Annotated in this window: 20 protein-coding genes and 1 pseudogene; 5 read left to right on the forward strand and 16 right to left on the reverse strand. The window is 69.6% G+C overall.

Annotated features, from left to right (window positions below):
- Positions 1-1,348: 1,348 nt before the first annotated feature.
- From FSYMDG_RS19820 to FSYMDG_RS19860, 9 genes are all read right to left on the reverse strand, one after another.
- Positions 1,349-2,233 carry a menaquinone biosynthetic enzyme MqnA/MqnD family protein gene (locus FSYMDG_RS19820; protein WP_431307100.1) on the reverse strand — a complete coding sequence of 295 codons (885 nt, stop codon included), beginning with the start codon at positions 2,231-2,233 and terminating at the stop codon, positions 1,349-1,351.
- Positions 2,234-2,511: 278 nt separating this feature from the next.
- Positions 2,512-2,688, reverse strand: coding sequence for a hypothetical protein (locus tag FSYMDG_RS19825; RefSeq protein ID WP_235433255.1), 177 nt, complete (start codon positions 2,686-2,688; stop codon positions 2,512-2,514).
- A 533-nt stretch (positions 2,689-3,221) separates the two neighbouring features.
- The gene (locus FSYMDG_RS28850) at positions 3,222-3,377 is read right to left on the reverse strand and encodes a hypothetical protein (protein ID WP_237702868.1); all 156 of its coding nucleotides are present in this window, start codon (positions 3,375-3,377) and stop codon (positions 3,222-3,224) included.
- A 726-nt stretch (positions 3,378-4,103) separates the two neighbouring features.
- On the reverse strand, positions 4,104-5,252 hold the full coding sequence (mqnE, locus tag FSYMDG_RS19835) for an aminofutalosine synthase MqnE (RefSeq protein ID WP_043607184.1): 1,149 nt from the start codon (positions 5,250-5,252) through the stop codon (positions 4,104-4,106).
- Positions 5,253-5,444: 192 nt separating this feature from the next.
- Positions 5,445-5,654 (reverse strand): BldC family transcriptional regulator, encoded by a 210-nt coding sequence (locus FSYMDG_RS19840; RefSeq protein ID WP_013875175.1) that lies wholly within the window; start codon positions 5,652-5,654, stop codon positions 5,445-5,447.
- Between the two features lie 404 nt (positions 5,655-6,058).
- Entirely contained in the window at positions 6,059-6,457 is a 399-nt protein-coding gene (locus tag FSYMDG_RS23460; protein ID WP_013875176.1) for a hypothetical protein, read from the reverse strand.
- Between the two features lie 105 nt (positions 6,458-6,562).
- Positions 6,563-7,267 (reverse strand): UbiX family flavin prenyltransferase, encoded by a 705-nt coding sequence (locus FSYMDG_RS19850; protein WP_013875177.1) that lies wholly within the window; start codon positions 7,265-7,267, stop codon positions 6,563-6,565.
- Between the two features lie 337 nt (positions 7,268-7,604).
- The gene (mqnP, locus tag FSYMDG_RS19855) at positions 7,605-8,528 is read right to left on the reverse strand and encodes a menaquinone biosynthesis prenyltransferase MqnP (RefSeq protein ID WP_013875178.1); all 924 of its coding nucleotides are present in this window, start codon (positions 8,526-8,528) and stop codon (positions 7,605-7,607) included.
- A 91-nt stretch (positions 8,529-8,619) separates the two neighbouring features.
- Positions 8,620-10,071, reverse strand: coding sequence for a menaquinone biosynthesis decarboxylase (locus FSYMDG_RS19860; protein WP_013875179.1), 1,452 nt, complete (start codon positions 10,069-10,071; stop codon positions 8,620-8,622).
- Between the two features lie 699 nt (positions 10,072-10,770).
- Here FSYMDG_RS19860 and FSYMDG_RS19865 point away from each other — a divergent pair.
- The gene (locus FSYMDG_RS19865) at positions 10,771-11,205 is read left to right on the forward strand and encodes a PLD nuclease N-terminal domain-containing protein (protein WP_237702870.1); all 435 of its coding nucleotides are present in this window, start codon (positions 10,771-10,773) and stop codon (positions 11,203-11,205) included.
- Between the two features lie 434 nt (positions 11,206-11,639).
- Here the strand turns inward: FSYMDG_RS19865 and ccsB are convergent, their stop codons facing one another.
- The 5 genes from ccsB to FSYMDG_RS19890 all read right to left on the reverse strand — a co-directional run bounded on the left by ccsB (position 11,640) and on the right by FSYMDG_RS19890 (position 19,179).
- Positions 11,640-12,917 (reverse strand): c-type cytochrome biogenesis protein CcsB, encoded by a 1,278-nt coding sequence (gene ccsB, locus FSYMDG_RS19870; protein WP_013875181.1) that lies wholly within the window; start codon positions 12,915-12,917, stop codon positions 11,640-11,642.
- The gene (gene resB / locus FSYMDG_RS19875) at positions 12,917-15,100 is read right to left on the reverse strand and encodes a cytochrome c biogenesis protein ResB (RefSeq protein WP_013875182.1); all 2,184 of its coding nucleotides are present in this window, start codon (positions 15,098-15,100) and stop codon (positions 12,917-12,919) included. Before resB ends, ccsB begins: the two co-directional genes overlap by 1 nt.
- A 130-nt stretch (positions 15,101-15,230) precedes the next feature.
- Positions 15,231-16,355: a cytochrome c biogenesis CcdA family protein gene (locus FSYMDG_RS19880; RefSeq protein ID WP_013875183.1), complete on the reverse strand. Its 1,125-nt coding sequence runs from the start codon at positions 16,353-16,355 to the stop codon at positions 15,231-15,233.
- Positions 16,356-16,680: 325 nt separating this feature from the next.
- A complete protein-coding gene (locus FSYMDG_RS19885) occupies positions 16,681-17,337 on the reverse strand; it encodes a TlpA family protein disulfide reductase (protein ID WP_013875184.1) in 657 nt (218 codons plus the stop codon).
- 465 nt (positions 17,338-17,802) lie between these two features.
- On the reverse strand, positions 17,803-19,179 hold the full coding sequence (locus FSYMDG_RS19890; RefSeq protein WP_083828363.1) for an HNH endonuclease signature motif containing protein: 1,377 nt from the start codon (positions 19,177-19,179) through the stop codon (positions 17,803-17,805).
- A gap of 14 nt (positions 19,180-19,193) precedes the next feature.
- Here FSYMDG_RS19890 and FSYMDG_RS28855 point away from each other — a divergent pair, with 14 nt between their 5' ends.
- The 4 genes and pseudogenes from FSYMDG_RS28855 to FSYMDG_RS30175 all read left to right on the forward strand — a co-directional run bounded on the left by FSYMDG_RS28855 (position 19,194) and on the right by FSYMDG_RS30175 (position 22,615).
- Positions 19,194-19,484, forward strand: a complete 291-nt coding sequence (locus tag FSYMDG_RS28855; RefSeq protein ID WP_043602641.1) for a transposase — start codon at positions 19,194-19,196, stop codon at positions 19,482-19,484.
- Positions 19,485-19,501: 17 nt separating this feature from the next.
- Positions 19,502-20,392 (forward strand): IS3 family transposase, encoded by an 891-nt coding sequence (locus FSYMDG_RS19900; RefSeq protein ID WP_237703111.1) that lies wholly within the window; start codon positions 19,502-19,504, stop codon positions 20,390-20,392.
- Between the two features lie 608 nt (positions 20,393-21,000).
- A pseudogene (locus tag FSYMDG_RS30170) lies at positions 21,001-21,342 on the forward strand (toll/interleukin-1 receptor domain-containing protein); the annotation flags it as partial.
- Positions 21,343-22,183: 841 nt separating this feature from the next.
- Entirely contained in the window at positions 22,184-22,615 is a 432-nt protein-coding gene (locus FSYMDG_RS30175; RefSeq protein WP_431307101.1) for a tetratricopeptide repeat protein, read from the forward strand.
- A gap of 512 nt (positions 22,616-23,127) precedes the next feature.
- Here the strand turns inward: FSYMDG_RS30175 and FSYMDG_RS19915 are convergent.
- Complete coding sequence (locus FSYMDG_RS19915) at positions 23,128-23,883, reverse strand: histidine phosphatase family protein (RefSeq protein ID WP_013875186.1); 756 nt, start codon at positions 23,881-23,883, stop codon at positions 23,128-23,130.
- Positions 23,880-25,238, reverse strand: coding sequence for a glutamate-1-semialdehyde 2,1-aminomutase (hemL, locus tag FSYMDG_RS19920; protein ID WP_013875187.1), 1,359 nt, complete (start codon positions 25,236-25,238; stop codon positions 23,880-23,882). Before hemL ends, FSYMDG_RS19915 begins: the two co-directional genes overlap by 4 nt.
- Between the last annotated feature and the right edge of the window lie 677 nt (positions 25,239-25,915).

Below are 25,915 nucleotides of genomic sequence, written 5' to 3' on the forward strand. Positions count from 1 at the left end.
CGAATCCCCCAAAGGGAGGACAGCTACCGGCAAAGGGAGGACATCCACTGGCACCGGACACCCACAATCACACCTGTTCATAATCGCGAAACGATGCGGAACGACCGTGCGTGGATTGTCATCGATGTCCGGCCGGCGGCAACACCGATGACGGCTGCCGGTAACCTTCGGCCGCCCGAACCGGCGGATCCGATGTCGGTCGGCTCACCGGCCCGCACCCGGCCGCCCGGCCCACCCGCACCGGCGGGGCATCCGCGGCGCTCTACCCATTGGGGTCAATAGGGGTCCAAGGGGCCAGCGGGGGTCCACAAGGGCCATGGCCCGTACGGGCCGCGCGAGTTCCTGGTCCGGCATCCACAGCACCCTGCATATTGGCGGGCCGCATCCCGAGCCTGATCGGTGGGGCTGTGCCCCGGGCCCGCCTGGCGGGCTAACGTCCCGAGCCGGATCCGTTGGGGCCACGCCCTGTTTGAGCGCGCGCCAGGATCACCACCTTGATCCCGAGCCGGGTCCGTGGGGCCACGCCCTGAGCTGGGCCCGAGTCGGGCCGTGCCCCGGGTTCCGGTTCACCCGCGCCGACGGCACCTATATGATCATCCCCAGGGGTGGGCCGAGCGGCAGGCGCTGACCCAGCGTGACGGCGGCATCCGGCCGGGCGGCGTCCGCGGACCATCGCCGCACCGGAGCGTCGCCTGTGCCGGGCCACTGCGCCGGGCCACTGTTCCAGACCGCTGCGCCGGGCCGCCCGTACCGACGTGACATCCGCGCCGGTGTCACAGGCTGTAGGCAACCCACCGGACTCCGCGAACGTCCGGGTACGGTTGGCCACCGGATTCCACGCGTGGCCACCGAGGACCGCCGCCAGGGATGAGCCGGCAGCACGGCCGCCGGCACCGATGCCACCGATGCCACCGATGCCGCCGGTGCCACCGATGCCGCCGGTGCCGCCGGTGCCGCCGATGTCGGTGCCGACACGCGCGGACGCACGTCCATGCCGTTCGATCCAGACGGCCGCCCCCGTACCCCTCGTCCTCCTCATACGCGACCGTTGGCGCGCGGGGGCGCGCCGCCGAGAACAACGAAACCGACGAGCAACGGGCTTCGCCCCACAAACCGCGACGGTCAGATCCTCGACGGCGGGATCCGCCTCCTTCGGGAGACGGCACCAGAAACAACGGGTCGCGCCACCACCGGCAGCGGAATATATCGTTATGAACAAAATATCGTGTCACCGCAGGCGATGAGACACGTTATGACGGATGGCGACCGGTGCGGCGCCTTATCCCGTACCGGTTCGTACCGGCACCTGTTCGGCCGTTCGTATCCGCCCGTACCTGTCCGCCCGCACTTATCCGTTGGCGAACAGCACGTTCACGTCCGCCGGAACGGCGTCCCGTGCCGCCGCCCGCCGGGCGAAAGCCGTTATTCCCTCGAGCTGACGCTCCCCCAGGGAGAAATCCAGCGTGGTGAAGTACCGCGTCAGCGTCGCCACGTCGAAAACCTCCCAGCGCGCCGCGTGCCGGGCCACGGCGTCCACCTGGCGCAACGCGAGATCGAGGCTGCCCCGGAAGGCGTCGTGCACCTCCTTGACCACCCCCGGGCGGGCCTGGGCGAAGTCACGGCGCGCCGCCCACACCGCGAACACCATCGGCAGCCCCGACCAGTCCCGCCAGGCCGCGCCCAGGTCGACGACATGCAGCGGATGCGCCTCCCCGGCGCGCTCGGCGTCATAGGTGGCCCGCAGGGCCACGTCACCGATCAGCACAGCGGCATCAGCCTCACGCAGCATCAGAGGCAGATCAGGCGGCATGATCGTATAGGTCGGCCACAGCCCCAGCCGATCCTCCAGCAGCATCTGCGCGAGCAGCACACTCGTCCGCGACGTGGAACCCAGGGCCACCGATCGAATCCGGTCCACCGGCACGGCGCTGGCGAGCACCACCGACAGTACCGGGCCGTCGGAGCCAACCGCGAGGTCCGGCAGGACGACAAGTTCGTCGGCGTGCCGCAGATACTCGACCAGGCTGATCGGGCCTATGTCGAGATCGCCCGCCACCAGCGCCTCGTTGAGCCGGTCGGGGGTGTCCTTGGTCAGTTCGACGTCCAGTACCGCGCCGGAGTTCACCAGGCCCCAGTAGAGCGGGAGACAGTTGAGAAACTGGATGTGGCCGACCCGCGGCCGCCTGAAAGCGGACGCCGGCACGGACAGAACCGACACCGGCGCGACGGGCACAGGCGCGGCAGGCTGCGAGCTCTGAGTCGGCAGCGACGGCGGCACCGTGTGCCCGGCCTCCTGGCCGGGCACCTGCGTGACATCGCTGGTCACCTGCACGACATCGCTGGTTATTTTCGTGACGTCAACGGCCGCTTGCGTGACATCGCGCCGCTGCGTAACGTCACGCTGCGGTACAGAACTACACTTTTCGGTGATATCAGGCTGGGATGCGGCGTCGTGCTCCCGGGTGGCGTCACGCTTTCTCGCGGCGTCGTGCTCCCGGGATGGCTCGCCGCTCAACGCAGCCAACCGCGTCGTTGCTCGAGGGCATCGAGCACCGCCCGGCGCTGACGGATCGCCAGCGGATAGCTCACCAGCCCGCTGAGGACCACCGCGACGGCAAAACCAAGCAGCCAGTGCAGGCCCACGAGCAGCACGACCGTCAGCACAGCGGCGAAGATGACAGTCCGCAACGCGAAGTAACGGGCGTTGATGGCGAGCAGCCCCGGCCTGGACGGCAGCGGTCCAGCTGACGGTGATGACCCGGACGACGATGCCCTGTACGGTGACGGCGATCCGTACGGTGACGGTGACCCAGACGGCGACAGCCCGGCCGGCCGTTGGCGCGGGGCCCGCCCCCACCTGCCCGCCACTCGCTTTTGAAGATCCACAAATCCTCCCGCTCCCCGGCCTCCGGGCGGTTCCCGGTGGCCGGACATACACGGCTGCTTCATCCCTTCCCGTCTTCCCGTCCCCTCGCCCTCCCGCCTCACCGTCCTTCCGCCCAGTCTCCTCCCACGCCCCGTCATCTCGTATACGCCGGACGGCATGGGCGGGTTCCGCGGCCTGTGCCCCACCAGGCTCACCTCGCCGCCGGCCTTATCCCGATCTCACCACCGGCCTCATCCCGCCACCGGCCGTTCCCCGTAGCCCACCGCCGCCGCACCGCCGCACCGCCGGTCGCCGCCCGCGGCCCCGCGGCCGGCAGCCATCCCGCCACCGGCCGTCATCTCGTCCGGCGGGCACGGCGCCGAGGCACCCAGCCGAGACGTTGCAGCAGGGACGGATACAGCCCCAGGCAGACGAACATCACCAGCAGGCCGAGCAGGCCGGCCGGCCCGATCGCCAGGCCTGCGAGCCGCAGCAGCGCGTACGCGGCCACGCCCGGCAGCAGAATCGCCAGGAAAGCCAGCGTGAAGATGGAACCGATCCCCGCGGATCCCCGCGGCAGGACACGGCGCGCCGACGGAGCCGGCCGCGGCGCCCCGGGCCGCGGAGTGGACGGGGCCGACGGAGCCGACGCGGCAGGTCGTGGCGCCCCGGCTGCCGCGTCCGACCGGACGGGCGGAACCGACTGCGGCAGCCGGCTGTCCGGGCCGGACGGGCGATCGTTCAGCCGGTTGTCCGACCGGTCACCATTCATGATCAAGCCGCCTTCGGCTAGTAGTCCTCCGCGCACCTCCGGAAGCACGATGAACATCATCGCGCCGCCTTCGGTTGCGCCCCCTCCAAGCCTCCGGCAACGCGACACAACGATCGCGCCGCCTTCGGCTGGTGCCGTGAGCACATGCCTTCATCGCCCCACGACGCTGTGATCGTTGTGGTTTCGATGTCGCTGGAGCGACGTCCGGGTCACAAGAACCAAGAATCATGCCGCCCGAACCCGGTCGACGTCGGCGGCCATCGCGCTGGAGCGCCAGCCACGCGGTACGGACACCATCCGCGACCACCCACGTGGAGCCTGATCCAGGCGAGTTCGTCGTTCGGTACGCTTTTCAGCCCGATGGGCGTACCTGACGACAAACTCGCGGCGATCTTCTCTGCTGGCCGGCGCCCGTTGACGTTGGTCGTCGACTGTATCGCTACACATGGTCACATAACTGGCGTTTCAGGCGTTGATCTCCTGGGGAAGATCCCGACGGCTGGAGTCGGGGCCGTCGAACTCACGGATCACGCGATACCGGGTGTCCCGCTCCACCGGGCGGAAGCCTGCGTCCCTGATCACCTCGAGCAGGTCCTCTCGGGTCATCGTGTCCGGCGTCCCGAAACCGTCGGCATCATGAGTGATCTTGTATTCGACGACGGAGCCGTCCAGGTCGTCCGCGCCGAAGTTCAGGGCGAGCTGGGCGGTGGTCAGGCCGTGCATCACCCAGAAGCACTTGATGTGATCGATGTTGTCGAAGAGCAGCCGGGACACCGCGAACGTCTTCAGCGCCTCGGCCCCGGTTGCCATCGGCTGGTTCATGAGCCGGTTACGCGGGTCACCGGCCGCGTCGTGCTGGAAGCGCAACGGGATGAACACCACGAACCCGCCGGTCTCGTCCTGCAGCTCGCGCAGCCGCAGTACGTGGTCGACCCGGTGCCGTGGCTGTTCGATGTGGCCGTAGAGCATGGTGGCCGGCGTCCGCAGGCCCTTGGAGTGGGCGAGGCGGTGGATGCGCGACCAGTCCTCCCAGTGCGTCTCGTGTCCCACGATGTGCTGGCGGACCTCCCAGTCGAAGATCTCCGCCCCGCCTCCGGTCAGCGACTCCAGGCCGGCGTCGATCAGCTCGTCGAGGATCTCCTCCGCGGGCAGGCCGCTGATCTTCTCGAACCAGTGGATCTCGGTGGCCGTGAACGCCTTGAGCGCCACACCCGGCAGCGCCTTCGACAGCTCACGCAGCGAACGCGGATAGTAGCGCCACGGCAACGTGGGATGCAGGCCGTTGACGATGTGCAGTTCGGTGATGCCGGCGGGCTCCATTGCCCTGGCCAGCCGTACCGCCTCTTCGATGCGCATCGTGTACGCGTCGGCCTCACCCGGTTTGCGCTGGAACGAGCAGTAGGCGCAGGATGCCGCGCACACGTTCGTGAGGTTCAGATGCCGGTTGACGTTGAAGTGCGTCGCATCCCCGTTCTTGCGGACGCGGACGGAGTGCGCCAACTCCCCCAGCCAGGCCAGCTCGTCGCTGGCGTAGAGCGCTTCGCCGTCCGCCCGGCTGAGCCGTTCGCCGGCGTGTACCTTCGCCTCGATCTCCCGCTTGAGCCCGACGTCCATGAGAACGAGGGTAGTCCCGCCCGGTGCCGCGTCCCGCCGACATGTGACCTGTGGCGCCTCGAACTTCCGGGCCACGGGTGCAGCGACCTGGGCGGCCGGTCCGAGGGCCAAGCCGACCCGAGGGCCAAGCCGGCCGCGTCCGGTGGATCGGCGGGTGTCACCCGGCATCCACCGGACGCGGCGGCCTGGTGGCTAGGCCAGGCCGTCCCCGGGCGAGACCCCTGCGAGGAGCGCGCGGACCTCCGCCTCCTGGTAGCGCCGGTGGCCACCAAGGGTACGGATCGAGGTCAGCTTCCCGGTCTTGGCCCAGCGGGTCACCGTCTTCGGGTCGACCCGGAACATGCTCGCCACCTCGGCCGGTGTCAGCAGCGGAGCGGATTGTGGTGTTGGTGTCGTTGTCACTGAGCCTCCTGTCACAGAGCGTTGACAGTCAATATACAGAAGGTTCTTGCTTCAGTGGTAATTCGGGCGTGACACATCGGGGTCATGTGGTGACTAGTCCGCTCACGTCCGCATGCGCGAGAACACGTTCAGTGACCAAGCGCCTGCGAGGATGATAAAGAAGAGATCACTGCGGCGCACGGCCAGCCACCGGGTCCCCCGGCTGCCGGTTCCCCCGGCAACCGGCCGTCAGCTCAGGACTCGTTCGCCCCGGGGACCACCGGCGTCCCACCAGGAGCGTGGCCGTCCCACCAGGAGCGTGGCCAGGAGCACGGCCACACCACCACCCCGTACCCGTTCGCCCCGGGGTTACCGACTCCCGGGACTACACGCATGTTCCTCCGGGGGCTGCGGGTACTCAGCCGTCAGCGCCCCGCGCCGACACCGACGCGGCCGGCGGCCTGCTGGGCGGCCCTGCGCTGCAACCGGCCCACCGGATAGGTCAGCACACCCACGATCACGAGACCGGCCAGGATCGCGAGGAGCGGATTGACGCTCAGGATGAGCAGGATGGTCAGCATCACGAGCAGCGCCGCGATCCGCGCGGCGAAATACGGCAACTGCACCCGCAGGCCGAGGGTGGCCTGACCGGCTACGGGACGCCCGGCGGGCCAGCTCACCCGGGCACCCGAACCGTCGGCGGTGCCACCGGAAGCGGGCGTCCGAGGCCGCGGCGTCCGGTTCAGGTCCGCAGGCACGGCCCGCGTGCCGTTGCCTCTCGTCCGCCGCTTCCCGTCGCTCTTCCTGCCGGCGTCGTGTGTCATGCTCGCCTCTGTCCCAGTCCGGTGTGCGTCTCCCGACGGGCATCTCGAACCGATACGAGTACGGATCCCGCGAATTCACGGTACGACCCACCGGATCCGTGGCGGTCACGAGGGTGGGCGGCGGGCGGCGCCGAGCTCGCCGGTCCAGCGACGCAGCAGGTCGTTGGGCACCCCGGCCGCGTCCAGGATCTTGCCGGCGACGAAGTCCACGAGCGCGCGCGCGTCGGTCGCGCCGGCATAGAAGCCGGGGCTGGCGGCCGCCACCACCGCGCCGGCATCGTGCAGGGACAGCATGTGCAGCAGGGTCGAGCGGGTGAACGGCATCTCCCGGGGCACGACCACCAGCCGACGGCCTTCCTTCAGCGTCACATCGGCGGCACGCTGCAGCAGGTCCTTGGACAACCCGAGGGCGATCCCGGCCACGGCGGCCGTGCTCGCGGGGACGACGATCATCCCCCTGGTCAGGTACGAGCCACTGCTCGGGCCGGCGGCGAGGTCACCGCAGGACCAGTGACGGAGCAGATCCGCCGCGGCCGCCGCGGAGATGACGGACGGGTCGACTCCGAGCCAGCTGGCCAGGGACCGTGGCCAGGTGCTGTCCCGCCAGGCGATCCCGGTCTCGTCCAACAGGGTGAGCCGGGCCGCCCGGGAGACGACCAGGTCCACCGGCAGCCCGGCGTCCAGCAGGCCGCGCAGCACCGACGCCGCGTACGGCGTCCCGCTCGCGCCGCTGACACCGACCACCCACGGTAGCCGCGGTTCGCCTTCGCCCGGCCGTGGCGGCACCGCGTCCCGGCTGTCGAGACGCACCCGTCCTCCCAACTATCCGCCCGGCCGCCCGACTGCCCGGCCGTCCGGCTGCCTGACCGTCTGGCTGCCTGACCGTCCGGCTGCCGACTATCCGGCCAGCTGTCCGGATGCGCCCCACGCCGGTGGTCGCCGGACGCACCCCGACGTTCTTTTACCTGCGGCCACCCTTCCCGCTTCGCTCACGCCGGTGGTCGCCCGGACGCACCCCGACCCCGTGCTCTCGACGCCTCCCGCACTTCCGGCGATCATGACGTCCTCTGCGATCCCCGTCGTCCACGATGGCACCGTCGTCCGCAGTGGCCCGGTCGTCACGGGGTAGCCGCGGTCGTCATGGCCGTCACCAGGCCAGGCCGCGGGAGACGAAATCGAGGACGGCGAAACCGAACAGGGCAATGCCGACGAACCCGTTGGCCGTCAGAAAGGCCCGGTTCACCCGGGACAGGTCGTCCGCGGAGACGATCGCGTGCTCGTACCAGAACGCGACAGCGGTCACCACCAGCCCCGCCCACCACCACGCGCCGAAGTCCTCCATCAGCCCGAACACGACGAACAGGGCGAACGTCACGACATGGGTGACGACCGAGGCGGCCAACGCCACCCGGATCCCGAACCGGGCCGGCACCGAGCCCACCCCGATGCCACGGTCGACCTCGGCGTCCTGACAGGCGTAGATCAGGTCGAAGCCGGCTATCCAGGTACCGACCGCGAGCCCGAGCACGACCGAGGCCCACGACCAGCGATCGGTGATGGCGATCCAGGCACCGACCGGTGCGACCGCCTGGGCCAGCGCGAGGACGGCGTGCGGGAAGTTGGTGAACCGCTTGGCGTACGAGTAGACGATCAGGGGGGCGACCGCGAACGGAGCGAGGGCCAGGCAGAGCCAGGACAGCGCGGCGGCGGACCCGGCGAAGACACCCAGGGCGATCACGGCGCCGACCGCGGCCGTGCGTACCGACACCACGCCGGTGACCAGCTCCCGGCCGGCCGTCCGCGGATTACGTCCGTCGATCTTCCGGTCGATGATCCTGTTGGTCGCCATCGCGAAGGTGCGGGCGGCGACCATCGCGACGGTCACCAGCGCGATGTCCAGCCAGTGCACGGAGCGGGAGACCTCGAACGACGCGGCGAGCGCCGCCACGTAGGCGAACGGCAGCGCGAACACCGAGTGCTCGATCACCACCACCCGCAGGAAGGCGCGGACGGGACCGTCAGGCGCCGATGCCGGCCCCGGCACTCCCGGGGCGAACGCCGTGTCGCTCACCAACGACCATCTCCCGGAGGTTCCGGCGAGCGTCGCGCCCCCGCCGTGGACGGTGGTGAAGTGGACGGTGGTGAGCAGTGGTCGACGGTGGTCACAGCCCGTACTCCTTCCAGCGCCGGGCGACCTTGTCCCTGACCGCCTGGTCCATCACGGCCTCCGCGGGCCAGCCGCCCTCGCGACGGTATCCCTCCGTCGGGAGTTTGCGCGTCGCGTCCACGCCGATCTTCCCACCGAAGAACTGCTCGTACGAGGCGTGGTCGAGGTGGTCGACCGGGCCGATCGTGGTCAGCAGGTCGTGGGCGTAGTCGACGTTGCCGAACGCCCGCCACGCCACCTCGGAGTAGTCGTGGACGTCACAGTCGGCGTCGACGACCACGACGAGCTTGGACAGCGACAGCAGCCCGGCGCCCCAGATGGCGTGCATGACCTTCTGCGCGTGCTTGGGGTAGCGCTTCTCGATCGAAACGATCGCGCAGTTGTGGAAGACGCCCTCGACCGGCAGGTCGTAGTCGACGATCTCCGGGATCATCATCCGGACCAGCGGCAGGAAGATCCGCTCGGTCGCCTTGCCGAGCGGCCCGTCCTCCTGCGGCGGGCGGCCCACGACGATCGTCTGGAAGACCGGGTCACGCTGCATGGTCATCACGTCGACGTGCAGGGCGGGGAACGGCTCGACCGGGGTGTAGAAACCCGTGTGGTCGCCGAACGGACCCTCCGGACGGCGTTCCCCCGGCTCCAGCCAGCCCTCGAGCACCACCTGGGCGTTCGCCGGCACCTGCAACGGGACGGTCAGGCAGTCGACCATCTCCACCCGCTCGCCGCGCAGGAACCCGGCGAACAGGTACTCGTCGATCTCCGCCGGCAGCGGGGCGGACGCCGCGTAGGTCACCGCCGGGTCACAGCCGAACGCGATCGCCACCGGCAGCCGCTCCCCGCGGCGCTCGGCGACGGCATGATGGGCGTTGGAGTCCTTGTGGATCTGCCAGTGCATGCCGACCGTCCGGGCGTCATGGCGCTGCAGCCGGTACATGCCAAGATTGCGCTGACCCGTCTCGGGATGCTTCGTGTGGGTCAGGCCCAGGTTCAGGAACACCCCGCCGTCGTCCGGCCAGGCGTGCACGCCGGGCAGGCGGAACAGGTCGACGTCCGAGCCCTTGAGGACGACGTCCTGGCACGGCGCGGTCCGGACCCTGCGCGGCGGCACCGACCGCAGCGCGGCGACCTTGCCCAGCGCCTCCCGCAGCCCGCCGAGCCCGACCGGGATCTCGGGTCTGAGCAGGGCGGCGATCCGGTCGCCGATCTCGTCGAGGCTGCCGGCCCCCAGCGCGGCGGCCATCCGCCGCTCGGTGCCGAAGACGTTGATGGCCAGCGGCATGTCGGCGCCGAGCGGCCGGTCGAACAGCAGCGCGGGCCCGCCCTCCCGAACCACCCGCGTGACGATCTCGGTGACCTCCAGGACCGGGTCGACCGGGACGCGGACGTGCCGCAGGTCGCCGTGGCGCTCGAGATGAACGAGGAACGCGCGCAGATCCGCCCAGGCCATGACACCCATCCTGGCAGGACACCCATCCTGGCAGCGGCCCGCGGGCCCGGGCCGTCCGGGCTTGTCAGGCCACCCGCCGGAACCCGCTGCCGGCCCGTCGCGTAGCACTGGCCGCAGCGTCCGTCCGGCTGCCAGACGGATCCGGCGGGAACCCGCGTCCGGTTACCAGACGGATCCGGCGGGAGTTCCCGCCCGCCCGGTCGGACAGACAGCGCCCTCGGGTGGCGGACACGTCCCAGCAGCCACGATCGACACACTGGCCCGGCACGACAGCAGCCCGACACGGTAGCCATGGTCGACGCGTTGGCCCCGGTGCCGATGGGCGACACCCGGGTGGTGGGCACCTCGGGACGTGCGCCGACCGGCCGTACCCGATACGGGTTTCCACCCATGCGGCACGTCCCACAATCGAAAGGAGCACACTGGGAGTGTTGTCGTTGCGCGGCGGCCGTCCTGGCGTCACTGATCTGACTGGACGGGCGGATGGTTCCAACGGGCATCAGCTGTTCCAATGGACATCGGCTGTTTGGGCATCAACAGGCGTCCATGGTCACCTATGGGCGTCGGAACCGCCCCAGAGAGCATTGGCTGTACCGTCGGACGACGGTGGATATGGATCTGCACGCGATCAGGACTCCGGGTCGTGACGGACGGTCATGACGGTCGGAGTGAAGACTGGAGAGGAGCAACGGTGCGGTGGTGGGGTTCGTACTGACACTGATGATCTTCGGCTTCTGGATTTTCACACTCATTGACGCGATCATGGCTCCGTCCGCCGCCGTGCGCACACTCCCCAAGCTCGCCTGGATTGCGATCATCGTTTTCTTTTACCCCCTCGGCGGTGTGGCCTGGCTTCTGGTCGGCCGCCCCCGTCGTGACGACCGCGTCGGCGAGGGTATCGATCCTACGGATCATCCAACATGGGGAGACCGGGGCCGCTGGGCCGGGGCGGACGGCTTCGGCCGGGACAGCCGGGAAAGCGGCCAGGACGGGCCATCGAATGTCCGGTGGCCGTCGTGGCCACGCCGCAGTCCCGCGCCACAGCCGGTCGCACCCGACGACAATCCGGAGTTCCTGCGGGAGTTGTCCGAGCGTATCCGCCGCGGGGACGGCGACGGCACCTCCCGGACCTGACCACAATCGGCCGACCACAACCGGCTCGTACGGCGACGCCCGCGGTATCACCTACCCGGCCTCACTCACCGCCGTGCCGGATCGACCGTCCTGTCACGTCGACCGCTGTATCACGCTGGCGGCAGCAATCATGCTGGCAGCGGTACCACGTTGGCATCACGTTGGCATCACAGCCAGCACGGCGCTGTTGATGCCGGCCGGCGTCATCCGGCCGGCATCCCGGCAGCGACACGATCGAGCACGATCGAGAAGGTGCCGCTTACGGCCGAGGCCACCGGCGGCCAGCATCATCCTGGCGGCCTCCTGTCGGTATCCCTGACAGATCCCTGACAGATCCCTGACAGATCCCGTCGGGAAGCCAGCCGGGCAGGCATCCGGCACGGACCGGTCCGAGCCTCGACCAACGGCACTCAGGATGATCGCGTTGACGGGCCTCACCCACCGACACCCGCGTAGGAGTGCAGCCCCGAGATGACCAGATTGACCAGATAGTAGTCGACGAACAGCGCACTGAAACCAAGCAGTGATATCGCCGCGGCCCGGCGGCCCTTCCAGCCGGCGGTGGCGCGGGCATGCAGGTAGGCCGCGTAGATCACCCAGGTGATGAACGACCAGGTCTCCTTGGGATCCCAGCCCCAGTAGCGGCCCCAGGCCGCCTCCGCCCAGATGGCACCGGCGACGACCGCGAACGTCCAGACCGGGAACGCGAAGCCGATCACGCGGTAGGTGATGCGGTCCAGCGACGCGGCCGTGGGCAGCCTCATCATGATCCCGCCGCGCCTGCGCATCGCGGCAGAGGCCTCTGCCTGTCCGGTGGCAACCGCCGCGAGGCGGTTCTCCCAACGGTCCTTCAGCAGGTACAGGACGGTGGTGACCGCCGAGACCATGAACACCCCGCTGGCCACGATCGCCGCCACCACGTGGATCTTGAGCCAGTAGGAGTTGAGCGCCGGGACGAGCGGTCCCGCCGCCACATAGAGCACCGTGCCCGCGAGACCGAGGTAGAGGACCACCGGCAGCATCACGAAGACGCCCAGCCAGCGGACGCGCGCCCGGGTCCGGGCCAGCATGCCCAGATAGGTCAGCACCGCAACCAGGGTGATCATGGATGAGAACTCGTACATGTTCCCCCACGGCACCCGGTCCGCGGCGAGGCCGCGGGCGGTCACCGAACCCACGTGCGCCGCGCATCCGAGCGCGGTGAGCAGCACCGCGGCCCGGCCGAGCCAACGCGCCCGGGGTGAGGTCAGCAGGTCCGCGCCGTCCCCGGCCATCGCCTCAGCCATCGCCGCCCGCTCGGCGGCCTGCCGGACCGCCCTGGCGTCGGCCGCGGCGAGCGCCTCGGCGGCAGGGTCCACAACAGGATCGCGATCGTTCACGGCAGGGGTGACGGACGCGCCCGCCACGTCTACGCCTGCCGCGGCTGTGCCAGCTACGTCCGCGCCGACCATCGACGCCACCCGTCCGGGCGTCGTGACCGTCGCGGCCCGCACCGACGACACCGATGAGGAGGCCGATGACGCTACCGATACCGACTCAGCCAGTGACGACGATCTACCCGCCCGGCCTTCGGCCAGGGCCGTGGCACTGGCACGCCCGAAACGACTGAAGGCGAACTCGGCCGCGTAGCCGAGCATAGCCAGCGCGTAAACCGCCATAGTCACGCCGAGAAGATGGTCGGACAGCGTGGCAAGGCCGGAATTGACGGGCATCACAGCTCCTGTTCGGTGGGATCCCCGGTTCCACTGCTGGCCCGGGCAGCCTCCGGCTCAGTCATCAGATCCTCCCTGTGCCGGTTCCCCGGATCCGCTGGTGGTCCTGGAGGCCCGGATGGCGCCTGAACAGGTGCAACCGCAACCCATCCGGGCGGCTCCGAGCGCTCCGGGCTGCCCGACCGGGTTGGACGCGCCCCATCGGCGGGTGTGGTAGCCAGCCGTATGTCCTCGATGATCGCCCGTAGTTCGGCCGCGAAGCCGTCCACGTCGGAACGGGACAGTCCGCCGACCTCGACCATGCTCATCGCGCGGGCGCCGGCGTCGGCGTCAGGACCGGAACCGGTGCCGGTGTTGACGCTGGTGCTGGTGTCTGCGCCAGCTGGCGCGGACACGGCGGGACGCGCCCGCAGCCAGACCCGGCGTCGGCGTACCCGCATGCTGACCAGCAGACCACCGATGATCGCTACAGCCGCGACCAGCACCCAGCCCTTGAACGGATCGGACTTGGTCTGGAACGTGGCGAACTCACGAACCCCGTCGGCCTCCAGGGTCATCCCCCCGGGCAGACCGCTGATCGTCCGCTGCTCGGGATTGTTCAACGCGAGTACCTGCGCCACCCGCCCGGCGCCGATCGGGCCGTCTATGTGGAGCTGGCGCATGTCCCGGGTGTCCAGCGAGTAGACATTCTGCGGCACGCCCTCGTTGATGTGGAGGTTGCCGACATAACCGGTGAGTGTGAGGCCGGGGGCGGTCGCGGCCGGATGGGTCGAAATGTAGCCGTGTGCCGGATCGAGCTGCGTGGTCGGAGTGAACACACCGGTGAACGCCAACTGCTGAGGCTCCCTGGTCGGCCCGGTCGGCGGGAGCCCGGTGTCACCGATCTTCAACGTGCAGGTGGACACGAACATGGCGTCCCGCGGCGTACAGGGCTGATAGCCCTCCCAGACAACGCTGCCGTCGCTGTTCCGCAGCACGAAGTGCGGAGCATATCCGTGGCCGATCAGGTACACCTTGGCGCTACTGATCGCCAGCGGATGGTTGACCCGGATATCGGCCGTGCGGATCCGCCCCCCGAGATCGGTGCTGTAGGCGACTTCGGCGCGGAAGTCCGCTGGTTGCCCGTTGGGCTGGTAGGACGCGGTGAACTTCTCCAGTGTCAGGGAGAACGGCGCCAGGTCACCGGCGGGGTCGACCAGTTTGCCCCGGCTGAACTGGTCGTAGGAGACCAGCGTGTTCGTGAAACCGTCACCCTGTATGACCAGAACGGTGCCCTGGTAGCCGAACCACGAACCCAGCCCGACCCCGAGGAGCATCAACACCAGCGCGATGTGGAAGACGAGGTTCCCGGTCTCGCGCAGGTAGCCCTTTTCCGCGGCCACGGAGAAGTCCTGGCTGCTGTCGGGCCTGGTTGCGCCCTCGGGCGCAACCGCGACCCGGAACCGCCGCCGCCGCAGGACCACCCGCGCCGCCTCGACCACCTCCGGGGGGCACAGCGCGCTGTCCCACGACCGGCCGCCGGCCAGCCGGCTCGGCCGGGCCGGCGCCCGCGGCGGCCGTCCCACCAGCGCCCTGGCATGCCAGCGGACCCTCGACGTCAGACAGCCGATCAGGGAGACGAACAGCAGCAGATAGACCGCGGCGAACCAGGGAGCGCCGAAGACATCGAAAGCTGACAGCCTGTCGAGGAACGGCGCGAGCGAAGGATGATCGCGGAAGTACTCCTCGACCTTCAACGGGTTCAGTGAGCGCTGCGGCAGCAGGGAACCGGGGACGGCCGCGAGCGCGAGCAGAAACAGCAGCAGTAGCGCCGTACGCATACTGGTCAACTGGTGCCAGGCACGCCGGACCGGACCAATGATCAACAATAGGGGGCGGGACGAGCCGACGGCCCCGATGGTGCCGCCGCCCGCGGCGCGCGGGCCGGACAGCACCGCGGGTATCCGTTCCCGCACCTCATCAGGCACGGTCGTCAGGATCCCGGCCTGGTCGGAGACATCTGTCGAGTCGGTCAGGCCGGTCCGGTCAGTCGGCTCGGCGACCGGCGATCCAGAGGGGCCCGATGGAGATGATGGCCTGCCGGTCGAGCCGCTTGGGGTGGTCAGGTCAGTTGGCTTGGCGACCTCGATCGGATCATCCACACCCGGGCCAGCGTCCACACCCGGAGTAATTGGTACAGCCATGGTCGCCGTCGCTCCTGATCCGTCGATCGCCAAGCTGTCGATCACCGGGCTGGATGCGGCATTGCGCTCCAGATCGGACCCGGATGGGCGCCTCCGGCTCGTCCGGCTGGTTCGCCCGCTCACAAGACGCTCACAAGGGGGTCTCCGTGAATCCCGGGGCATATGGCCGAAGAGCAGCGATCAGATCGGTCCACAAGCCGGTGACCTGAAGAAGCCCGACAGCGACAAGAAGCACACCGCCGGCAAAGGTGAGCGCCCGGGCACGCCTGCGGGCCGCCGCCAGAGCACCGGCCACCCGCCGGAAAGCCAGGCCCACGACGAGGAACGGCACCCCCAGGCCGAAGCAGTAGGCGGCGGAGAGGAACGCGCCTCGGCCGGCGGTTGCGCTCTGTACCGCGAGCGCCAGCACCGCCGTCAGGGTGGGCCCGAGACACGGTGTCCAGCCGATCCCGAACAGGACGCCGAGGACAGGCGCGCCGACCAGGCCAGGTGCGGGCAGCCGGTGTATGCGCCACTGGCGGTTGGCCAGCGGGAGCCGGGCGAACACCCCGGCGAACGCCAGCCCCATGACCATGGTCACCGAACCGAGGATCTGGCTGACGCCGACCTGGTGCAGGGTCAGCCAACGGCCCAACCCGCCGAAGGCCGCACCGTAGCTGACAAAGACCGCGGTGAAGCCAAGGACGAACAGCACGGTACCGAGCGTGACCCGGCCCAGCAGTCGCCGCCGAGCCCAGCGGATAGTACTGATGCTGTCATCGGCGCTGATTCCGGTATCAGTACCGCTTCCGGTATCAGTACCGCTGTTGCTGTTGCTGCCGCCAGTGCCGGTACCAGCGTTGATACCGCTGCTAATGCCCGTACCGGCGTCGACGCCTCTACCCGTGTCGACACCGGTAGAGGCAGCGGGCCGCGGTCCTGCCACCCGACCACCGGCCACTGGCGTCGAAGCTCCGACCAGCACCGCTGAGGCAGCAGCCACCACCGTAGAAGTACCAGCCGCCGCTGAGGAAGCGACCATCTGCGACGAGACGTCAACCATCGGCGACGAAGTATCAACCGCTGGTGGCTGGGAGTCGACACCGACCGAGGGGCGGGCGGCCAGTTCCTCACCGGACAGCCCCGTGATGAATGACAGGTATCCCGGCACGAGGGGCAGCACGCACGGAGACAGGAACGACAACAGCCCCGCCGCCGCCGCGACCGGTGCGGCGAGCAACAGCGGCCCGTCCGCGACGAACGATGTGACGCTCACCGCGGGACTCCCCCCAACCAGACCGGAGCTCCCTCCAGCCGGACAACGCCGCCGATTCTGTCACCGCTGACAGCGCCATGAGCACCCACATCGCCGGCATCCGTACGACCGACGTTCGTACAACCGACATCCGCGCCACCAGCGACCGCACGACCGACATCCATGTCATCGGCGACCGGATGGCCTGCGTCCGGATGGCTCATCCTGACGCCGCTCATGCCTCCGTCAGAGGCCAGACAAGCCACGTCTCCACCCGCCGTGCCTCCGCCAGAAGTCGGGCAAGCCACGTCTCCGCCCGGTGCTGGGCGGGTCACGCCTTCGCCCGTCATGTCTCCGCCCGGAGTCGGGCGAGCACGGGCGTCAACTCGTCCGGGAGCACACCGCCGGTGAAACGGGCGGCAAGCCGGCTCTCGCGGTCGAGCACGAAGGTCGATGGCAGACCAGGCGGGACCGGCCAGCGGGCCGCGAGCGTGCCGATCCGGTCGACGATGCTCGGATAGGCCACGTCATTGTCCCGGACGAACGCCTTCGCCGCGGAGAGGTTGTCCTTCTCGTTCACTCCGACAAAGGCCACCTCCGGGTTGTCCGCGGCCATCCTGACCAGGCCAGGCGTCTCCGCTCGGCACGGCGCGCACCATGACGCCCAGAAATTCACAACAGTGATCTTTCCGCGGAAGGCCACCAGGCTCAGCTCGGGACCGGCCACGGTGGGACCGATGAGGTCAGGAGCCGGCTTGCGGCTGCTGACCGGGACGAAATCGGAATTGGGTGCTTGTTGGACGAAACCGAAGCCACCACCGGCGGCCTGGTCCACACTGTCGCTTCCGCCTGAGCACGCGGTCGTCATCAGCGCCAAAGCGCCCGCCGCCAGCACCGAGGCGCACAGTGCGCGGACGATCCTCAGGGGACGGCGGTACAACGTCCGGCCAACCCGCATGCGCGACGCATCGGATGCCGCCCGCGCGTCCTGCCGTCCGTCCACACACACTCCTCCCGGTAGCCTCGTGATCCGGGCCTCCCGAATCTCTGGCGACCCGGTGATCCAGAGCCGCCGATCCCGGACTTTCCGCTTCCGGGTCTCTCCAGGCCTCCCGGTTGGCGTCCGGACTCCAAGCACGAAAGGATCATGATCACGCTACCGTCACCTCTTTGCCCGGCCGGCTACCGTCCGGACCAGAGTGAGTCGGTAGGCGCCCTGACCCACCAGCCTACGACCAACTGTAGAACTCAACCCCGAGGATCAGCTTCAGCCACGGGCGCGTTCCGGACAGCCGACACCCCACATAACCCGACAAACCAGCTATTCGCCATCGAATGAACATCAAATAATCTCTGTCGACGATCTCCGAAGCGGGGCTGTGACCCGTGGAACCGCTTGAATATCACTGTCCGTTACGCCGCTCCTCGGGCTGGCCCCTGAACCTGCGGACATGCCCGCCATCGACTTTCAGAAGGGCGGTGGGCCGAGGTCCGAAGGGCCGCTCCGCCCGGTCTCGTCCGTGGTCGGCTCGTGTGATCCGACCCGGCTCCGATTCCCGGCACAAAGATCGGAGACAGGCGCGGAGACAGTAGCGGCCGTCCGTCGGGGTGCATGGCGGAGGCCCTCTTCTTCCCCGGCCCCGGGCTGCTCTCCAACCTCGGGCCGGATCGGTTCGTCCCAGGGTTCGGGGATGCTGGGATAGGTCCGCCCGGTCGGACTGGTCCAGATCGCCGTGTCACCGTCGGCGCGGTGCAGCGTCCAGCCGCCGTCATGTTTTGCCCTGTGATGCCGCCGGCACAGAGCGAGCAGGTTGTCCTCGCTGGTGGGTCCGCCGACGGCGTGCGGGCGGATGTGGTCGAGGTCGCAGAACTGGGCGGGTTTGCGGCAGCCGGGAAACCGGCAGCTCCGTTCCCGGGTGCGTAGCAGCCGGGCCAGCCCGGGGGCGGGGAAGCGGCGGCTGACCTCGACCGGCCGGTTGCCCGCGGCGGGGTCGGTGAGGATGCGTCGCCAGGTCGTCTCCGCGGCCAGCTCGCGAGCGGTGGCAGCGGGAATCGCCCCGTACCCCGCCAGTTCCCCAGGAACATCACTCACCCCGGCGAGGGTAGCGGCCGACACCAGCACCCCGACCTCCACGGACACCTCGGCACCCCGGTCCCGGCCGAGCAGCAGGTCGACCAGCGCGTCGGCGCGGCGGGCGTCCATGCTGCGGGTCTCGTCCGGGCTGTCAGTGGCCTGACGAGCGAGGGCATCCAACCGCTGGTAGACGGCCTGGGCGTCAACGGCGGGCAGCAGCGCCCCCAGCTCGGCCATCCCGTCCTCGGCCGGGCGGATCCAGACCTGCCGATCCTTCCGGGCGTGAGCATGCCGCCGCCGCGCCCCGTCCGGATCCACCGCCAAGACGGTGCGGCGCAGCGCCTGGCGGAACAGGCTGGGGCTGGCCCGCCCACCCCGAGCCAGTACTTTCCGTTCGACCGCACCGGCCTGCTCCGGGGTGAGCGCGGCGGTGGCCTCCGCGGCCGCACGGACCCGACGCAGATCGATGTCACCGGTCTCCAACGCAGCCAGAGTGGCCGGCAGCCGGTCAACAACGGTGACCGCCAACTCCAGGCCGGCCGCGGCGGCGGCCGGGGACAGGGCCAGTTCGGCAGCGATCTCCTCGGCGGCGAACCCCGGCCCGGCCGGGTTCCTCTCCCCGGGAGGGGTCGGCCGCAGCCCGGCGAATCGGGCCTGGGCACGCAGCATCACCGCTTCCAGCCCGGCGATCCGCCGCCGCACCACGGCCATCAGGGTCAGACTGGAGTGATCCCGCTTCCGTGGACAGCGAACCTGAGGTTCGCTGTCCATAGGGAAGGAGCGTCATGGGGTCAGCTCGCCGGAAGTTCACCCAGGAGTACAAATCCGAGGCAGTAAGGTTGGTGCTCGACTCGGGCCGGTCGGTGACCGAGGTCGCGAAGAGTCTGGGTATCCACGAGACCACGTTGGGAAACTGGGTGAAGAAGGCGAAGGAGAACGGCGAGACCGAGGAGCGGCCGCTGTCGGTGTCGGAGCGCGCGGAACTTGAGGAGCTCCGGAAGAAGTACGCGCAGGCGCAGATGGACATCGCCTTCCTAAAAAAAGCGGCGAGCTTCTTCGCGAGCGAGCAGAAGTAAAGTTCGAGTTCATCTCGATACACGCTCCGAAGAAGCCTGTGTCCGCCGACGGCGCGAACACCTTTCCCGTCGACTACATGTGCAAGAAACTCGACCTGTCCCGACAGGGCTACTATGCGTGGAAGAAACGCGGCCCGTCTCGGAGGGAGAAGGACGACGCCACCTTGTCGACCATGATCAGAGCTGTTTTCGACCGTCACGAGGGGCGGTACGGCGTGCGGCGGATCTTCCACGAGATCCGCCGCCAGGGCGTCGCCGTCGCCTACAAGCGGGTCCAGCGGCTGATGGCGACGATGGGCCTGGTCAGCGTGCATCCGCGTCCCCGCCGGCCGGTGACGACGGTGCAGGCCGCGGACTCCTCATCGCTGCCTGATCTTGTCGGCCAAGACTTCGCCGCGTCCGCACCGAACCAGTTGTGGTACGGCGACATAACATATATTCGCACCTGGGATGGCTGGGTGTACATGGCCTCCGTCATCGACGCGTTCTCTCGGAAGATCGTCGGCTGGGCGGTCGCCGATCACATGCGCACCGAACTCGTTCTCGACGCGCTTCGTATGGCCGTCACCCGCCGGCGGCCACCCGGCGGCGTCATATTCCACGCCGACCGAGGCGGTCAGTACACCAGCCGTGAGTTCGTCGCCTTCTGTCGCGACAACAACGTCCGAAACTCCGTCGGCCGTACCGGGATCTGTTTCGACAACGCCGCGGCGGAGTCCTTCTGGGCCACCCTCAAGAAGGAGTTCGTCCACCTCCACCCGTTCGATACCATAGACCGCGTCCGGGCGGGGATCTTCGAATATGTCGAGATCTACTACAACCGGCAGCGGTTGCACTCCTCGATCGGCTATCTCACGCCTGTCGAGTTCGAGGAAGAATTTGACGGACAAACACTTCGTGCTGCATAGTTAGGACTGTCCACGAAAGTGGGAACCCTCCAGACAGCCATCCGCATCACAGGACTCCACCGCTGGTAGAGCGCCTGTTATGTCACTGCCCTCCACCGCGGGCAGGCAGCCATCCGCATCACCGCGCTCCACCGTCGGCGGACAGCCGTCCGCATCACAGCCCTCCACAGCAGGCGGAGCGGCACACGCACGGCAGGCCGTGCCGGATGCACAGCCCTTCGACGGGGGCCCTTCACAGGCGGGGAACGACGAGGAAGTACAGAGACGACGGACTGCGGCGGGCTCGACGGTGCCGAGTGCCGCCGGGGCGGCCGTTGGAGAGATGCCTCCGACTCCCACAGCGACTCCCACAGAATCGAACATGTGTACGATTCTACCAGTCGATTCGGACATTTCCACCATCCAGGGCAGGCAGTTCCCGCGGCCCGACGCACCCAGCGCGGGGACGACGGCTGTCGCCCTCGGCACGCCACCCCGATGGCGTGCCGGACAAGGCGGTGAATGTAGCCGGACGCGACTGATCATCCTGTTTCGGGCGTGTTGGGTGGCCGTGGCATGCTGGGTGAGTGACCGACGGGGGCGGTACGGAGAGCAACCCGGACTTCTTCGTGTCGTACACCGATGTGGACCGGTCGTGGGCGGAGTGGATCGCCTGGACGCTGGAGGCCGCCGGCTACCGGGTGGTGATCCAGGCGTGGGATTTCACGGCCGGGGCGGGCTTCGTCGAGGCGATGCACCAGGCGGCGCAGACGGCGCCGCGGACGGTGGCGGTGCTCTCGGCGGCCTATCTGGCCTCGGCGTACGCGACCGCGCAGTGGCAGGCCGCCTGGCAGGCGGATCCGCTCGGCCGGGACCGGAAGCTGCTGGTCTTCCGAGTAGAGGACTGTGATCGCCCCGGGCTGTTCGGTCAGCGCGTGACGGTGGACCTGTTCGGGGCGGACGAGGCCACCGCCGCCGACCGGGTACTGGCCGCGGCCCACTCCGCCCGGGCCAGGCCGGTGGTGAAGCCCGGCTTCCCGGGTTCCCGGCCTGCCACGGCGAGGCCGGGTCCGGGGCTGCCGGCAGCGGTGCCGTTCCCGCCGGATCTGCCAGAGCTGCCGAACCGGTGGCTGATCCCGGGGCGGCTGGCCCGGTTCGTCGGCAGGGAGACGCTACTGGAGCGCCTGCACCAGGAACTGACAGCGGGTAGCGGTCTGTCGGCGATGACCGCGGTGGCGGGGATGGGCGGGATCGGCAAAACAGCGCTGGCCATCGAGTACCTGCACCGCTACGCGGACACGTTCGACCGGGTGGGCTGGGTACCCGCGGAGGACCCCGACCTGCTCGTCAGTTACCTCGCCGACCTGGCCTCGGCGGTGGGCCTGCCCCGGGATGCCGACCCGGCGGCGGTGGTCGCCGCGTGGATGCGCCTCCCGCGGTCACTGCTGGTGTTCGACAATGCCGACGACCCGGCGGTCATCGACGCTCTGCGGCCCGCAGCCGGGCCGGGGCGGCTACTGGTGACCTCCCGACGCACCGGCTGGCGGCACCTCGGTGAGGTGCTGGACATCCCGCTGCCGCCCCGCGCGGAGGCGGTGGCGATGCTCACCGGCCGCTTTCCCGACCTGGACCGACGGTCGCGGACCGGATCTGCGAACTGCTGGGAGATCTGCTGCTGGTGGTGGGACAGGCCGCCGGCTACCTCGACCAGACCAGCATCCCCCAGCCGAGTATGCGGATCTGTTGGCCGGCCAGTTGGAGGACATGCTCGTCCGTGGGTCGGTACTCGACCCGGTGATGCGGGCGGAACCCATGGTCGCCACCCTGTGGGAACTGTCAACGAATCGGCTGCGAGCACAGCAGCCGGCGGCGGTGGCCCTGCTGGAACTGGCGGCGTTCTGCGCCCCCGAGGCGATCCCACCGGAGTGGTTCACCGCCACCCCGGACACTCTCGCCGCCGGGCCGTTACGAGATGCCGCCGCCGACCGGTTGAGGTGGGCGGAGACGGTAGGGGCGCTGGTCAGCTACCATCTGGCCGGGCTGTACAACGGCGCCGCCGGCTACCTTCTCGAGCACGGCCAGCCCGGGCCGGCTATCGACCTGCTCCAGCGTGCCTTGACCCTCGACGAGCGCCTCCTCGGTCCGGATCATCCCGACACCCTGGCCTCCCGGAGCAACCTCGCTCTCGCTATGGGTCGGCAGGGCGGGTGGCAGAGGCCGTCAGCCTGCACGAGCAGACGCTAACCGACCTGCTGCGGCTGCTCGGCTCGGATCATCCCCATGTGGCTGTGATCAGAGGAAATCTTGCCGCTGCCAGGAATGCCGTGAAGGCAGACGCGGACGCCTCATAACGCGCGGGATACCCGCAAGTTGTGCGGTGCTCGCGACCGTGCGCGTTCTGGGGAACGGGTAGTTCGTCATACGTGGTGGCCCGCTCGATGAGGTGAACGTGCGGACGGCCATCTGATCGTGTCCACGGACATGATAAAGATCACGGACGCCGATAACGGGATGGTGTTCCGCAGCGCGTCCGCGCGTGCCGTGTCCACGCGTGCGGGTCGCTGCTCGAGAACACGCTGATGCCGTCGAATCCTCTCGAATCTGTCGGATCCGGTATCCGAAAGCCCGGATCGGCTGCACCGATCCGACGGACACCCGCGTCCGCCGAAAACCCGGGGCAGCTCAGGGGCCCCGCGCGCAGAGACACAGAACAGGTCGTCCTCGGCCCGGTTGGGTGCCGCCTTCGGCTGACCGGGTCAGGCGCCGACGGAGCCGGGCTGGTTTGTGGTGGGGCCGTTGGGTTCGGCGTAGTCGATGCGGAGCAGGCGGTCCGCCGTGTAGACGGCTGAGGTGACGCTGGCGAGCGCGCACTGGCGGCGGTCCGGGCGGTGCCAGAGCTTCTGGCCCTCCAGCGCGCGCCGGGCCGTCCACACCGGCAACTGGTGGCTGACGAGCACCACCTCGCGGCCGGGGAAGGCGTCCCGCCACTCGGCCACGGCGGCGAGCATGCGTCCGGCGATCTCGGTGTAGGGCTCACCCCAGGACGGCCGGAACGGGTTGATCAGTACCCACCACATCCGCGGGTGGCGAAGCAGGGCCGGGCCGGCCTCGAACGGCTTGCCCTCGAAGACGTTGCGGCTCTCGATCAGACGGGGGTCGACGTCCACGTCGATGCCGAGGGCCTGCGCGATGGGGGCGGCGGTCTGTCGGGCCCGTTCGAGCGGGCTCGCCACGACCGCGGCGATGTCGCGCCCGGCCAGGAACTCCGCGGTGACCTTTGCCTGCCGCTGCCCCGTCTCGGACAGGACGAACCCGGGCAGCCGGCCGTAGAGGACCTTCTCCGGGTTGAACACCTCCCCGTGGCGCACCAGGTGGACGGTGGTCGGCACGTACGTCGAGGATGACCGCGGCACGGGCGGCCGCGACGAGGGATGTCCCGGGGAGGACGGTTCCGGCGCTGGGGACGGGTGCCCATCGACGGGGTCGGGCGCGCCGGGCCGTGCGGATGTCATGGACGCTTCCCTCCAGCGCTCGTGGCCGGGACCGGTTCGGGTACGCCGGCGGCGGCCCGGGCCGCCACCGGCGCGGCGGCCGCGATCCGCTCGACGACCTCGTCATCGTGCGCCGCCGAGACGAACCACGCCTCGTAGGCGGATGGTGGCAGGTACACCCCGGCGTCCAGCATGGCGTGGAAGAACGCAGCGTACCGGGCGCTGGACTGCGTCCGCGCTCCAGCGTAGTCGACCACCGACGGCGCGTCGGTGAAGAAGAAGCTGAACAGCGAACCCGCGCTGCTGGGCAGGTGCAGCACGCCCTGCTCGGTCAGCGCTGTCGAAATGATGCTGGCGACGTCGCCGGCGCGGGCGTCCACCGTGGCGTACACCTCGGACGTACAGGCACGCAGGGTGGCCAGGCCGGCGGCGACCGCCAGCGGGTTACCCGAGAGTGTCCCGGCCTGGTAGACCGGGCCGGCGGGCGCGAGATGGGTCATCACCTCGGCGCGCCCGCCGAAGGCCGCCGCCGGCAGCCCGCCGCCCATCACCTTGCCGAAGGTGAACAGGTCCGGGGCCCATCCCTCGATGGCGCCCTCCACCCCCCACCAGCCGGCTGGGCCGATCCGGAAACCGGTCATGACCTCGTCCAGGATGAGCAGGGCACCGTGGACGTCGCACAGCCGCCGCAACCCGGCGTTGAAACCCGGCAGCGGGGGGACGACGCCCATGTTCGCCGCGGCGGCCTCGGTGATGACGGCGGCGATCTGCCCGGGATGTTCGGCGAAGGCCTCGTCCACGGCGGTCAGGTCGTTGTAGGGCAGGACGATCGTGTCCGCCGCGGTCGCCGCGGTCACCCCCGGTGTGTCCGGCAGGCCGAGGGTGGCCACCCCTGAGCCGGCGGCGGCGAGCAGCGCGTCGACGTGACCGTGGTAGCAGCCGGCGAATTTTATGATTTTCGACCGTCCGGTGACGCCGCGGGCGAGTCGCAGCGCGCTCATGGTGGCCTCGGTCCCGGAGTTGACCAGCCGGACCTGCTCGATCGGCCCCACCCGGGAGACGATCTCTTCGGCCAGCTCGACCTCGCCCGGGCTCGGCGTACCGTAGCTCGTGCCCCGCGACACGGCCGCCCGCAGCGCCTCGACCACCGCCGGGTGGGCGTGCCCCAGGATCATCGGGCCCCAGGAGCAGACCAGGTCGACGTATCGGCGACCGTCCGCGTCTGTGAGGTAGGCGCCGTCCCCGGACACCATGAACCGTGGTGTGCCGCCGACCGCCCGGAACGCCCGGACCGGTGAGTTCACCCCACCGGGGATGATCCGCTGAGCTCGACGGAACAACTCCTCGGAGGCAGCGGCCTCGGACACGACTGACATGCCACCGATCCTCGCAGGTCGGCGCCGCCCCTTGCTGGCCCTGGCCCCATCCCGGTTCCGCCATCGGGGACAACCCGTGGCCGGTCGCCGGGGATTCGGGCCGGCACGGGACGGGATGCCAGCCGGCTTCGGGGCCGCCGGTGGGTGGGGGATGACCCAGCCGCCCACCGGCGGCGGTCCGTGACGCGGCACGCCCACCGGCCGCGCACCTTGCGCCAGCAGGCCCGCGTGTCCGCGCTGGCAAGTGACCAGGAGGGCTGGATGCCGGTTCCACACCGGCGAGTGGCCAGCGGGCCGGTGCGGACGCACCGGTGGATGTCCAGCAGGCCGTCGGCGCGGGGCGCGCCGCCGAGGGTCAGCGACCAAATGGTCAGTGGCAGGACGGTCAGAGGCCAAATGGTCAGGGGTCGGGCGGGTCAGATGCCGGCGCGGGTGCGCCGCCGAGCCCACCCGCGCCGGAGGTGTCACGACGCACCTCCGAGCATGACGCAGCAGGTCGCGCGGCGCTCGTCGAGCGTCCGGCCCGGGGCATTCACGGTGGTCGGACCACCGACGTCTCCATCCGCCGAATCCGTCCGCCGGACCCGTCACCGAATCCGATGCGGGCCGACCGGAATATCCAGGATATTCGCGCGGCGCCGGGCAGGAATTCCGCCATATCCTGGTTCCGTCACCTC

Origin of the sequence: Candidatus Protofrankia datiscae (genome assembly GCF_000177615.2) — a bacterium.
In the GTDB taxonomy this organism is placed as follows: Bacteria; Actinomycetota; Actinomycetes; order Frankiales; family Frankiaceae; genus Protofrankia; species Protofrankia coriariae.